This window comes from Sphingobacterium sp. GQ94, from assembly GCF_059758715.1.
In genome coordinates, this window is record NZ_JCAXEC010000019.1 from 24,375 (window position 1) to 37,144 (window position 12,770).

The 12,770-nt window shown below is 37.5% G+C and carries 12 protein-coding genes; 6 read left to right on the plus strand and 6 right to left on the minus strand.

Annotated elements, in window-relative coordinates:
• The first annotated feature begins 835 nt into the window (after nt 1–835).
• The 4 genes from AC6CHH_RS14595 (at nt 836) to mobC (ending at nt 5,345) form a co-directional block, all read left to right on the plus strand.
• On the plus strand, nt 836–1,468 hold the full coding sequence (locus AC6CHH_RS14595) for a hypothetical protein (RefSeq protein ID WP_498284157.1): 633 nt from the start codon (nt 836–838) through the stop codon (nt 1,466–1,468).
• A gap of 376 nt (nt 1,469–1,844) precedes the next feature.
• Nucleotides 1,845–2,258 carry a hypothetical protein gene (locus tag AC6CHH_RS14600; RefSeq protein WP_498284159.1) on the plus strand — a complete coding sequence of 138 codons (414 nt, stop codon included), beginning with the start codon at nt 1,845–1,847 and terminating at the stop codon, nt 2,256–2,258.
• On the plus strand, nt 2,237–3,349 hold the full coding sequence (locus tag AC6CHH_RS14605; protein ID WP_498284161.1) for a relaxase/mobilization nuclease domain-containing protein: 1,113 nt from the start codon (nt 2,237–2,239) through the stop codon (nt 3,347–3,349). The genes AC6CHH_RS14600 and AC6CHH_RS14605 overlap by 22 nt, the downstream gene beginning before the upstream one ends.
• A gap of 7 nt (nt 3,350–3,356) precedes the next feature.
• Nucleotides 3,357–5,345: a conjugal transfer protein MobC gene (gene mobC / locus AC6CHH_RS14610; protein WP_498284163.1), complete on the plus strand. Its 1,989-nt coding sequence runs from the start codon at nt 3,357–3,359 to the stop codon at nt 5,343–5,345.
• Between the two features lie 25 nt (nt 5,346–5,370).
• Here mobC and ybeY read toward each other — a convergent pair whose 3' ends face one another.
• Nucleotides 5,371–5,805, minus strand: coding sequence for an rRNA maturation RNase YbeY (gene ybeY, locus AC6CHH_RS14615; protein ID WP_498284165.1), 435 nt, complete (start codon nt 5,803–5,805; stop codon nt 5,371–5,373).
• Between the two features lies 1 nt (nt 5,806).
• Nucleotides 5,807–6,220 (minus strand): Holliday junction resolvase RuvX, encoded by a 414-nt coding sequence (gene ruvX / locus AC6CHH_RS14620; protein ID WP_498284167.1) that lies wholly within the window; start codon nt 6,218–6,220, stop codon nt 5,807–5,809.
• Between the two features lie 234 nt (nt 6,221–6,454).
• Here ruvX and rsgA point away from each other — a divergent pair, with 234 nt between their 5' ends.
• Together rsgA and def are read left to right on the plus strand one after the other, a co-directional pair.
• Nucleotides 6,455–7,459: a ribosome small subunit-dependent GTPase A gene (gene rsgA, locus AC6CHH_RS14625; protein ID WP_498284169.1), complete on the plus strand. Its 1,005-nt coding sequence runs from the start codon at nt 6,455–6,457 to the stop codon at nt 7,457–7,459.
• Nucleotides 7,460–7,625: 166 nt separating this feature from the next.
• Nucleotides 7,626–8,846, plus strand: coding sequence for a peptide deformylase (gene def, locus AC6CHH_RS14630; RefSeq protein WP_498284171.1), 1,221 nt, complete (start codon nt 7,626–7,628; stop codon nt 8,844–8,846).
• A gap of 26 nt (nt 8,847–8,872) precedes the next feature.
• On the opposite strand, the gene AC6CHH_RS14635 is transcribed toward def, so the two are convergent.
• The 4 genes from AC6CHH_RS14635 to AC6CHH_RS14650 form a co-directional block, all read right to left on the minus strand.
• A complete protein-coding gene (locus AC6CHH_RS14635) occupies nt 8,873–9,346 on the minus strand; it encodes a hypothetical protein (RefSeq protein WP_498284173.1) in 474 nt (157 codons plus the stop codon).
• Between the two features lie 77 nt (nt 9,347–9,423).
• Nucleotides 9,424–9,642, minus strand: a complete 219-nt coding sequence (locus tag AC6CHH_RS14640; RefSeq protein WP_498284175.1) for a hypothetical protein — start codon at nt 9,640–9,642, stop codon at nt 9,424–9,426.
• 500 nt (nt 9,643–10,142) lie between these two features.
• Nucleotides 10,143–10,730 (minus strand): LOG family protein, encoded by a 588-nt coding sequence (locus AC6CHH_RS14645; protein ID WP_498284177.1) that lies wholly within the window; start codon nt 10,728–10,730, stop codon nt 10,143–10,145.
• A 190-nt stretch (nt 10,731–10,920) separates the two neighbouring features.
• Nucleotides 10,921–12,762, minus strand: coding sequence for a carbon starvation CstA family protein (locus tag AC6CHH_RS14650; RefSeq protein WP_498284179.1), 1,842 nt, complete (start codon nt 12,760–12,762; stop codon nt 10,921–10,923).
• Between the last annotated feature and the right edge of the window lie 8 nt (nt 12,763–12,770).

The following is a 12,770-nucleotide window of genomic DNA, read 5'->3' on the forward strand; positions in this document are numbered from 1 at the left end:
AGTCAACTGACAAAAGATCATTCAATCCTATCCTGGCACTAAAAGGATTAAAACACAAAAAGCTCATTTGCCCCGCGATCGCGGGGCTTTTGAGTTATTAACTGATTATTAAACAAACTGAAACGCTCTTTAACAAAAACAAATATGTTTCTGTTCTATCTTAAAAAACAACGGTACACATTATCTGCCTCCCACATTACTGTGCACCGACTGTCATGGAATCAAATTGAATGTATGAATGGTTTGAAACCTCATGGGTACATTCCTTTTAAAGCAAATACAGTCATCTAATACCCCAAATTATCTATTGGTGTTTTCACATGTTCCTCTTGTCAATTAAAAAAAAATAGCATAGATTTAAAATGGAAAAGATTAAAAATAGCTATTCACGTAAATACGACAGTTATTGGTATGCGAAGTGAATAAAAGGGTTAGAAAAGATACAGGACGAATTGAGTCATTAAGTTCAAGGACCGAACACTTAACTACCTGTGGCTTAACTATTTTAATCCTTCAACATTTCTGCATTTTTGATTAGCTCTAAAACGGGGGACATTTTATGTTCTTGAAAAAAATATCAACAAATAGACATGGCCTAGAAACTAAAATAGTTTTCTGTAAGGCTAAGAATTCTGTCAATAGGATGTTCATAATCATTTCGTTTATATGGCAATTGTTTCATTGATCAATAAGGATTATTACCGTCTGGAATTCATTCCTCTAGAGATAATATTCACCTAAGCCGCAAGTCGTTATCTTCATAAAACTACTTAACGGCTCAAAGATAAAAAAATAATAATAGAAAAATAGAAAATTTTTCGATTAAAAAATATATATGCCTAACCTAAGATCGAAAACTTCAAAAGTGTATCGGGATATTCTGTTAAAATACATGACCCGATTCCACTTGGAAGCCGTTGATATAGCTTTTTTAGCTAAAACAACTAAAAATAATATTCAATCTGTTTTAGACTTAACAGGAAGTCTAGGATTAGAAACTATGGAGGCCATTGCCAATATATTCAACTTGGCATATTATGAATTTGGCAATCCGAATCACCCGGTACCAAGTCAAAAAAAACTGCCCATAAAAACATTAGAGAGAATCGCATACCGAAAAAAAAATGGAGCTCATGTGGAACAGACTTACAACTCTTTAGATATAAATGATAAAATCACTATCGTATTATCAACGTTTAAGAAGGACAAAGAATTTTTAACTCAAGAAATTGCCAACCAAATTATTGATGCCTTTCCACAGGATCCAGTGAATACTTCAGTAATTGGAGATCGGCTTAAAAAAACCTTTGGCCAATACGTTAGAAAAACAGAAAAACAGGAACGTCATCAAAATAGCAGAGGGCCAAAACCCTACTTCTATGTAATCATAAAAGAAATACCGCAAGACATTATTGCCGTAGCCAAAGAATCTATTGGAACCCATTGGATCTCCGAAGAGCCAACCTAAAAATTCAATTAGAGATCGGATCAATCATCCAAGAATAGCTTTTCAATTTATAGGTTCACTTGGTAAAACAATTTCAAGTTCCCGATCAAAAGACACCATTCCGTTTCAAAAGCTCAGGTACTGAAAAATAATTAAAACTTGTACCTAGCGAACATACCTTCACACTTTACCCCGTATACTAGAGTTATCTGCTTCTAAAAAACGTGCGTGCGGCTTTTGAACTTCATATCAAGAATTCTCAAGCTGTAAAAACATGTATACCGTCCTAAACAAATCTCGCTGATACCTGTACCCCACGTCCATGTGATTATTTTATTTCATTTCCAGAAGATATATTTAAAGTCAATCGAATTTTATTTACCAACAACATGTCATCATGAAAAAGGAAAAAATAAAAAAAACAATAGACGAGCAGAAGTTGAAAACACTGACGACCCATATCAGTCAACAAGAGTATACAGAAATAAAAACTAAACAGGAGTCAACAACATGTCCGAATTTAAGTCAATATGTTCGTAAAACGCTCTTCCCAGAAACATATACCATTACCACCCGTGATTTATTGGAGGAAGGGATCCTTAATTTAATGACCTTGCTAGGTACAAAAGTAAATCATATGGTCTCGGAGGTCGCCACCATTCATACCATTATACAAAAGGAAGATCTCCTCGACCCGCGTGAAATTACGCAAGAATTAAAAAAAAATGCGCAAATCTACCTCAACGCTTCATCTGAAATAATCGACTTGTTGAAACAACTATTAAAACTATGGTCGCAAAAATATTCCTAACTCAAGACATCCAGAAAATCTTGATGTACAATGAAAAAAAAGTAAACATTGGACTGGCCGATTGCATCTATTCAGGGAATATGATCCTGAAGGCAGAACATCTAGATCTGACTATGAAACGAAATCTATTGCATTTAAGATCCACCTTAAATGAGAACGTAAAAACGAACAGTGTGCATATGAGTATAAGTTTCCATCCAAAAGATAATGAAATACTCCACACCCAATTGTCATCAATTGCAAAGAGATACATGGAGTTAATCGGATTTCATAAGCAACCCTATCTGGTTTACAGGCATAAAGATACCAGCATTCCTCATGCGCATATTGTCACGACGAATGTTCTTGAAAACGCAAAGCGTATAGATACTTCATGGATAGGGTATAAAAAGCTATTGCCCTCTTGCAATATCATAGAATCTGAATTTGGCTTAACACCTCATTCTCACGGCAAAAATAAAAAGCCGGTTCAACTCGAACCACCTACACAAAGAGTCATCTATGGGGGGCAGCCCACCAAGGAGTCTATCGAAAGGGTCGTTGATTTTCTGATAAATAAGTACTCTTTCACAAACCTATTCGAATGGAATGCACTTTTAGGCCTCTACCACTTGAAAGCGGTTTTATTAGATCGAAATCAAACTAGGAAAAAACCAGGATTGTTATACTCCATTTTAACCCCGGCTAGAAAACGAATTGGTGTTCCATTATTAGCCGGGAAACTCGACACAAAACCCACTGTTGAAAAATTGGAGAAAATATATCAAATCAATAGAATAAGACATCTTGGATTAGCTGCTAGCATAAAATTAGAATTACAACTTTTCTCCCTCAGTCAAGACTTTCGTAAAGAATCTTTGGAGTTAAAACTTAATCTAGCTGGAATTCAAGCTGTCGAAACAACAATTTCAAAAAATGAGGCTCCTGTTATCGTTTACATAGACCATAAAAATCGAATTGCCCTGGATGAACGCATTCTGCCAGAAAAATATCAACTAAAAAATTTAATCAGCAAAAAAAACAACAACCAAATTCAAGAGACGACGACCCCAGAAAACGTCAAAAAAATCAAAACTAGGCTTCAATTTTAAATTTCAAATGAATACAGGAGAGAACCTACAAGCCTTAAGGAAAATCACCGACATGTCGCGTTTAATTTCTGTCTGCTTCTTATTCGTTCATTTTTACTGGACAGGTTACTCGATTTTTCTTTCCTGGGGTGTATCCCACATATTGGTTGATTGGATATTAGTCAAAATTGAACAAACCGGCCTATTTGATCAATACCATAGCTCAAAATTATTTTCTTTAGGGTTTCTCGCTTTATCCCAGCTAGGAAGTACCGGAAAAAAGGAGAAAAAAATTAGCTATCTGCTAGCCGCTAAAAATTTACTCATAGGTGGTAGTTTATTTTTTGCAAGTGAATTCATTTGGGAAATCCATTGGGATCGTGAATCTCAATTCATCTCATACTCTCTCATATGCTCTGCAGGTTTTTTAATGACTCTCAGAGGGCTCTCGCTCATTGGGAGAATTATTCATGAAAAATTAATGCAACAGGACATTTTTAATTCTTTAAACCAGACTTTCCCTCAACAAGAAGAATATCTAGAAAATGAATATTCTATCAATCTACCTACACGGTATTATTTGAAGGATCAACTTAGGAAGGGATGGATCAATATAAATAACCCCTTCCGCGGAATTTTAGTGCTCGGAAATCCAGGTTCAGGGAAATCCTATTTTGTCATTCGGAACATCATTTCCCAACACATAAAAAAGGGATTCACCATGTTCGTCTATGATTTTAAATACGATGATCTAACAAGGATTACTCATCATCATTGGAAAAAACATATTAAAAGTTCTGCTAAACCTAGTAAATTCTTTAGTATTAATTTTGATGATCTGAATCGAAGTCATCGTTGTAATCCCCTAGAACCAAACGGGATGAAAGACATTAGTGATGCCGCAGAGTCTGCTCGTACAATCTTAATGGGCCTTAACCGGGAATGGATCAGAAGGCAGGGTGATTTCTTTGTCGAATCGGCGATAAACTTTCTAACGGCTGTTATCTGGTATCTTCGGCTTTATCAGCACGGCAAATTCTGTACACTTCCGCATGTAATAGAGCTGATGCAATTGAACTATGAACAACTCTTTCCCTTGCTAAGGAGCCAGAAAGAAATAGAAGTATTAATTAATCCCTTCATCAATGCCTACATGAACAATGCTATAGACCAACTAGAGGGGCAAATCGCCTCTGCAAAAATAGCCTTGGCACGACTTTCTTCTCCGCAACTCTATTATGTACTCTCTGGAAATGACTTCACCTTGGACATCAACAATCCGCAGGCACCAAAGATCGTTTGCATGGGGAATAATCCCCAAAAAATCCAAATATATGGCGCAGTAATATCCTTATATGTCAACCGCCTGATAAAACAAGTCAACAAAAAAGGAATGGAAAAATGTAGTTTAATATTTGATGAATTTCCTACAATATATATCAATAATATGGATAGTTTGATTGCCACAGCCAGAGCGAATAAAGTATCTAGCTGCCTAGGGGTTCAGGATTTTAGTCAGTTACGAAAAGATTATGGGAGAGACCAAGCAGACGTGATTGTGAACATTGTCGGAAACATTATTAGTGGTCAGGTATCAGGCGAGAGTGCCCGACAACTCTCTGAACGCTTTGGTCGAATCATGCAGGAGAAGGAAAGTTTCTCCATTAACAGCAATGGAACGACCATTAATCAATCCAATCAACTTGATCTGGCCATTCCTAGTTCAACCGTTTCCAGTTTATCTTCAGGAGAATTTGTGGGAATAGTAGCCGATGATCCGCAAAACCCCGTCGCGTTAAAAAAATTCCATTCTAAAATCCGCAATGACCATAAAAAGCTAGAAAACGAAGACTTAAGTCTTCAAGAAATTCCGCTCACGCACCAGTTAAGCAAAGACGCTGTTTACTTAAATTACCTAGAAATTAAGAATCAGATTATAGATATATCGGTGCGAGAATTAAAAAGAATAGCTTGTGATCCCACCCAGGATCCCCCCATCCTACAGAGAAAAAAATAATAATAAAACAGAGTCCTTTCTAACATTAGAACTCTCGAAGAGCCAAGTACTTATTTTCTGTTTGGGTCATCAACTCCTTATCCTGTTTTTTCTTATCGTAATATCCACACAAGTGCAGAACCCCATGGATGATAACACGGTGCAATTCATCCCGCTCAGGCACACCAAATTTTTCTGCATTCTCAGCAACTCTATCAACTGAAATAAAGATATCGCCGGCAATAACATCATCCTGTTCTGAAGAATCAAAAGTTACAATATCCGTAAAAGTATCATGATCCAAATATTGCTTATTGATATCTAATAGATAGGTGTCTGAGCAAAAAATAAAGTTTAATTCGCCAACGCGATGAAACCCCTCTGCTTTAATAGTGCTCAGGATCCATAAGCGAACTTTTTGCTTTTCCTTCAAGGTGAAACTAATGTCCTCACTGAAGAATTGAATATCTTTTAATGCCATTTTAAATTCCTCTACTTTCCATGTATGATTGCAAAATAATTGTTGCAGAGACTGTATCGATCAGCTTCTTGTCTTGTCTTTTATGTTTTTTCATTCCAGATTCAGCGATCACCCTAGAGGCCATTTTTGACGTAAAACGCTCATCAATTTCTATGACGGGAACCCCTGGATAACTCGTTTTTAATTTTCGAATAAAACCCAATACATGTTGAAAAGATTCAGAACGACTCCCATCCATTTGCAGGGGTTTACCGACCACAAAAGTTTCTACCTGTTCCTTTGCTAAATAATCATTTAAGAAAGTCCAGATCTCTTCTGGGTGTATAGTAGCGAGGGATGTAGCAATGATTTGCAGATTATCGGTCACCGCAATACCAATCCTTTTCGTGCCATAATCAAAGGCCATCAATCTCATGTTTTTGTGTTTTTACTACAGGATAAAAAAAATAACGCCCCCAAACTTCACAAATTTAATTGAAATACTATTCGATTAACATATTGACAATCAAAATATTAAATTGTTAAATCATTAGAAACTCAAGAAAGAAGACCAGTTTCGAGGACAAAGATACATAACTCTTGACAGCTTTTAAAGTAACGATCTAAATCGGACTTGGAATAGAGAAAACTAATCTCCTTATACACTTTTATGCAAACGCCATATAAAAACCTCTCTCATGGTCGTGTATTGGTGGTGCACAGGACCTGCTACGAGGTCATTTCAGAAAATGGTATATTTCAATGTGAATTGACCGGTAATCTAATGTTCGGCAAATCTGACTTTGGGCTGCCTTGCACGGGCGACTGGGTAATTTTTCAACCCACTGACCAAGACAAAGGAGTTATCGTTGATATGCTGCCCAGTGAACGAAGGTTGTACCGTAAGAAAATTGGAACAATTGCTGATAAACAAACCATTGCATCGCATGTCGATAAAGCCTTTATCGTGCAAAGTCTTGACGGTAACTTCAATGTTCGCAGGATAGAACGTTTTATGTCTCAATTATTGGAAGAAAACATTCTTCCTGTATTGGTCCTCAACAAGGGTGATTTAGCGTATGATAGACAAAAGATCGAGGATTCTATTAAACATATCGCTCATCGCATGTCCGTGTTCGTAACAAGCATTCATCAACCCCAAACAGTACAACAATTACGGGAGTATATTTCGGAAGGAGAAACCGTTGTATTCGTAGGCTCATCGGGAGTTGGTAAAAGTTCATTAATCAATGCCCTTTGTGAAAAACCGATACTTCTCACCTCTGATATCAGTTTATTCATTGGCAAAGGAAGACATACCTCTACCCGTAGAGAAATGGTATTAATGAATAATTCAGGTGTTCTAATTGACACTCCGGGTGTACGGGAATTTGGGTTAGCACTTAATAATCCTGATTCATTAACAATGATATTTGAAATTTCTGACTATTCCGAATCATGTCGTTTTAAGGATTGCTCGCATACAAACGAACCCGGTTGTGCTGTGATCCAGGCGGTGCAAAGAGGTAAATTAGCGCCTAAAGTGTATGAAAGTTATCTGAAACTTCACCGGGAAGCGTGGCATTTTTCCACTTCAGAACATGAAAAACGAAAACGGGCCAAGTCGTTTTCAAAAATTGGTGATGAAATCAAAAAACGAAAGATGAATCGCTAAACTGTATTCGTTTGTGCAGGTCTTACCGCCAGGGGAACACCTGCACAAATCTTTTGTACAATACTCTCCTAGTCTTCTTATTTAGTAAAAATCTCAAGTTAAGTTTCGTTTAACTCGGCTTCTAATCTTCACAAAATATCTATACATTTGATAGAGAATTACAAACATGAGAACTATAAGTTACTTGATTTTAACAATGCTGCCTCTGATGGGTCTGGGACAAGAACATACCAAGCAAATAGAAGCGCACAGGGAAAATTTGATAGAAGAGTTTAAAAAAAGTGAATTTGGTCCCATTGAAAAGGACCAAGTCCAACACCTATCCTACTATCCAGTTGATATAAACTACTTGGTTCAGGCTCAGGTGGAACCCTTACTGAACGAGCCTACTTTTCGCATGCCAACCTATGACGGAACCTCCAATGAATACAAACGTTATGCAATTCTACACTTTGTTTTACATGGAAAACAGGTAAGCTTAACGGCCTACCAAAGTGTTGCGCTATTTCAAAATCCTATGTATAAAGATCATCTGTTCGTCCCTTTCACTGATTTAACAAATTCGACAGAAAGCTATGATGGGGGCCGCTATTTGGACCTAGATATAAAAGACATCAAGCAGGGAAAAATAGCGATAGACTTCAATAAGGCCTACAATCCGTATTGTGCCTATAGCAATGGCTACCGGTGTCCACAGCCACCCAGAGAAAACGACATAACCCTGGCAATTCAAGCAGGAGAGAAAAACTATAAAGGATCAAAAAACGAAAGACCTGTCAATAAAAATATGGCCAAGAACTTTAGCGAAACTGAAAAAAAAATAATAGATGCTGCAGACCAAAACACCGTGATGCACATTTATCAAATTACCAACGAGGAAGAATTGAAAGTATTACGCACCCCTTCCCTGGACATCAAACATGACGATCCCTTGATGGAAAAGTTAGCAGCAAGAATGCTTTTAACGGTTCAAGATACCGCCCATGCAGGCGTTGGTATTGCAGGACCTCAAGTTGGTATAAATAAAAATGTAATTTGGGTACAAAGGCTCGACAAGAAAGAGGTTCCTTTTGAATTTTATATCAATCCAAAAATCATTTGGAGATCTAAACTAATCCGTCAAGGTGCAGAAGGATGTTTATCAATTCCTGATTTAAAACAAGATGTTAACCGCAGCTATGCCATAAAATTACAGTACCTCAGTAAATCAGGAGAGACAGTTCAGGAAATAATCGAAGGATTCACGGCCGTCATCTTTCAACACGAAGTTGATCATCTATACGGCATCCTCTTCCCCGACAGAATTCAAGAACAACAAGAAAAAGAATTAATGCCATTAAAGGAAAAAATTAATTTCTTCATTGAAAAAGAAAGCACCACGCCTTAGAAGAATCTATACCCCTAAAAGATAATTTAGGGATTGCTCTTTCTAATCTCAAAATACGAAAATAAATTTGCTTGAGGAATAATTTGGTTACGAATTTCCCAACCACCAATTGACACGATTACAGGAGCTGGGTTATTTTTTTCTAAACTCCAACCTGCACTAATTGTCAAATTATGCTCATCCGTCAATCTCCTATCTTTAATACGATAACGAAGGTTATTTAACAAATCACCTGAAGGACTACTTGATTGAATCGTTAAAAATTTTTGCCCAAAAATTTCTGAAATTTGAAATGAATTCATTAGGTTTTCTTCTTGCTCACTGGTAACTACGATTGAATCCAAAAAATGTTCATCATGGATGCCAGCCAGTATATTATCCCCATCCGAATCTGAAAATTTAAAATTGATCTGATGTATTTGGGGAGGTATATCCGGTTCACTACAGTTCGTAAGTGCAAACACGCTTATAAAAATGACTTGCCATAAATAACCCCTCATTTTCATAGAATTCTTGAATTAGATTAAAACAAATAAAGAAATTCATACAGAAGGCCTTCGTCCCCCTTCATGGAAATCTACAATATACCGCCTCCTAAGATTAACCTAAATAAACCAAAAAATATTGCAACAACGCATATGATTATGCCTCCTTTAGATTTCCCTATAATAGAGAAGACCAAGCCTAAAATAGCGAATGGAATATTAAACCAATTGAGCCAACCCAGTAAAGGGATCATACCTAACAACATTCCTATAATAGCTAGGATTCCGAATAAACGACCTAATGTTTTCATAAAAAAGATTAATAAAAGAATAATACACTTAAATTTTTAACACAGACACCTAACATAATTAAGTATATCGAAAAAAATTTCCTCGCAAAAGATAAACAATCCTACTGAATTCTAAAAATAGAAATTAAAAAAACCGGATGAGTCGGTCTTTTTCTTAACGGGAAGATATGGATAAACCTTAACATGGTCAAAATCTATGAAACACCTTCTTATATTTTCCCGTTGGTCCAAACTGTACTAAAAATAGCCATGTTGCTTCACATATCCATATTACAAGGCATCCGTGCCGTCGTTATTGTGTATAATTCGAAACTTTGGATGTGCACTATCTGAATGATCTGTGCAAGAACTGATAAGTGTCCCAAAAAGGATCGTAGAAAAAATCACATAGATCAATTTGTTGAGGGACGTATTTTAAAGCATGGCATTTCATTCCTTATCGGTGGAACAAAATTGATTCTTATTATCAAAAAATGCTATCCATTGATTAATCACACTCTTTAGATTTCATTCTTTTTTAGCCATTTTGTGACATCAGGTGCTTGATACGCTTCCATCTTCTCGAGCAATTCTTCAATATTATCCGCCACAAGGAGCATATCGCGATTCTCTTCCCTTAACAGTCCTTGCTCAGTCATGTGATTGATGAAACGAATCAAATGATCATAATATCCTTCCGTATTTAGCAATCCTATTGGTTTTTGATGTAACCCTAACTGACCCCAGGTCGCCATTTCAAATAATTCCTCTAAGGTTCCAAACCCTCCGGGTAGAGCAACCACGCCGTCAGCGTATTCATTCATAATTCGCTTGCGATCATGCATGGTGTCCGCGGTAATGAGCTTGGTGACCCCAGTATGTTCACGCTCCTTGGTGTTCAAAAAACCAGGAATCACACCGACCACTTCTCCACCAAGAGACAATGCTCCATCGGCTACTGCTCCCATTAATCCAACACGTCCACCACCATAAACTAAACGGATTTTTCGACTTGCAAAGACTTTTCCAACATGTGCAGCAGTTTTCTCATATGCAGGAGAATTCCCAAAACTAGATGCACAAAAAACAACAATACTTTCAATTTTCATTCTCAAAATTAATCAAAAAAACATCTCATTCAATTATTTCAGCACGAACAATGTTGCAGTTTGAGAACAAATCCTGTAGTTGAAAAAGAAGTGAAATTTGGATTTCACTTCTTGAATTCTTTTCCAACCCAGCTCCCGTATGTATAGGAAGTTTACACGCTAGGCTATCTTTGCTTGTAAAAAACTTAATTTAACGTTCAACTAATTCCTTCACCTGTTCACCATACGAATCGACTTTGGTCTCTTTAATTTTAAATAGCTCAGCCCAGCGCAAGAAGGTGCCTATGAAAACGATACTCATCAACAGCATAGCAATAGCTGCTAAGGTGGCCAATAAATATTGCTGATTAGGAAGGTATATGCTTTTGATTTGAACATACCCTGCCCAAAAAGTGATAATGGCCATAAAGATTCCCGGAATTGCCGCACAAAGAGCATAACGCTTTCTATTGATCCGAATTAACATCGTTGTACAGACAATCAAACCACATGCAGCCAGCAACTGATTACTAATCCCAAATAGAGGCCATATACTACTCACATTGCCCGTATATACGAGGTAACCCCACAGAAAAGTGAAGATCAAACTACAAAAAATAACGCCTGGCCACCAGTTTTTATTCTTGAAAGCAGGAATATAGGCACCCAGCATTTCCTGTAAAAAAAACCGTCCTACACGAGTCCCGGCATCTATTGCGGTCAAAATGAAAACAGCCTCAAACATGATCGCAAAATTGTACCAATAGGCCATAATATTTCCCATAAACGGAACCTTATCAAAAATATGCGCCATACCTACAGCTAAAGAAACAGCACCTCCGGTTCGTCCATGCAAATCAACGCCAATCTTATCAATGAAATAGTGAAGGTCTACGGCATGAAGCTCAGGGTACATCGCTAAAAACTGATCATAGGAAGCAACCGGTGTATTGATTGCAAAGTAATCTCCAGGCATCAAAGTACATGCAGCAATCAAAGCCATCATAGCCACAAAACCCTCTACCAACATGGCACCATAACCTACAAAAAGGATCTCCCGCTCATTTCCAATCATTTTTGGTGTAGTTCCGGTGGCGATAATGGCATGAAAGCCTGAAATAGCTCCACAGGCAATAACAATAAAAATGAAAGGCAATACTGGACCACCAATGATCGGTCCTCCACCATGTACAAAACTGGTGAGTGCTGGCATTTGAATGGTGGGTGCAACAAAAATAATTCCAACCGTTAGCATCAGGATAGTTCCTATTTTAAGGTAAGTTGACAAATAATCCCGAGGGACCAAAAGCAGCCAAATAGGTAATACAGAAGCTAAAAAGCCATACACCGCAATGGCGATAGAGATCGTACCAATGCTCCAATTGAACAGGTTCCCAATCTCTGGAATTTCCATCAGGTAATGACCGGCAATAATTCCGACAATAAGCAGTATGCCTCCTAATATGCTGGCAAAGGTGACCGATCCCTCCTTATAGCGCATAATAAGTCCCATAATGATGGCAATAGGCATGGTTAAAATGATCGTAAATAATGACCAGGGAGCCTCGTGCATGGCAGAAATACAAGCCAAAGACAACCCCGCTAGAGTCAATATTAAGATAAACAATACCGCAAATCCTGTAATAACCCCAATTGTCTTAGAAATTTCTTTCGAGGCGATCGAGGCGAGACTTTCTCCTTTATGCCGAATGGACGCAAAAAGCACGACCATATCGTGAACCCCTCCTCCTAAGACGCAACCAATTAAAATCCATAAAGCACCGGGCAAATAGCCAAACTGAGCAGCCAATACAGGACCTACCAAAGGTCCAGCTGCCGCAATGGCTGCAAAGTGATGCCCAAACAAAACTTTACGATCAGTTTTCACGTAATCCTGACCATCCGCAAACTCAACGGCAGGAGTAACATTCTTCGCATTTAAGCGCAGTACTTTATTGGCTAGGAAAACACCATACAAGCGATAGGCAATGGCAAATAACAACAAGGAAGCAAAAATCAATGTTAGTGCATTGATTCCATTTAAATCAATCATAATCACAG

Coding starts and splice junctions, on each gene's coding strand:
- AC6CHH_RS14635 (WP_498284173.1), bottom strand. CDS start 9,346: ATGAGGGGTTATTTATGGCAAGTCATTTTTATAAGCGTGTTTGCACTT.
- def (WP_498284171.1), top strand. CDS start 7,626: ATGAGAACTATAAGTTACTTGATTTTAACAATGCTGCCTCTGATGGGT.
- mobC (WP_498284163.1), top strand. CDS start 3,357: ATGAATACAGGAGAGAACCTACAAGCCTTAAGGAAAATCACCGACATG.
- AC6CHH_RS14605 (WP_498284161.1), top strand. CDS start 2,237: ATGGTCGCAAAAATATTCCTAACTCAAGACATCCAGAAAATCTTGATG.
- ybeY (WP_498284165.1), bottom strand. CDS start 5,805: ATGGCATTAAAAGATATTCAATTCTTCAGTGAGGACATTAGTTTCACC.
- AC6CHH_RS14600 (WP_498284159.1), top strand. CDS start 1,845: ATGAAAAAGGAAAAAATAAAAAAAACAATAGACGAGCAGAAGTTGAAA.
- AC6CHH_RS14595 (WP_498284157.1), top strand. CDS start 836: ATGCCTAACCTAAGATCGAAAACTTCAAAAGTGTATCGGGATATTCTG.
- AC6CHH_RS14650 (WP_498284179.1), bottom strand. CDS start 12,762: ATGATTGATTTAAATGGAATCAATGCACTAACATTGATTTTTGCTTCC.
- rsgA (WP_498284169.1), top strand. CDS start 6,455: ATGCAAACGCCATATAAAAACCTCTCTCATGGTCGTGTATTGGTGGTG.
- AC6CHH_RS14640 (WP_498284175.1), bottom strand. CDS start 9,642: ATGAAAACATTAGGTCGTTTATTCGGAATCCTAGCTATTATAGGAATG.
- AC6CHH_RS14645 (WP_498284177.1), bottom strand. CDS start 10,730: ATGAAAATTGAAAGTATTGTTGTTTTTTGTGCATCTAGTTTTGGGAAT.
- ruvX (WP_498284167.1), bottom strand. CDS start 6,220: ATGAGATTGATGGCCTTTGATTATGGCACGAAAAGGATTGGTATTGCG.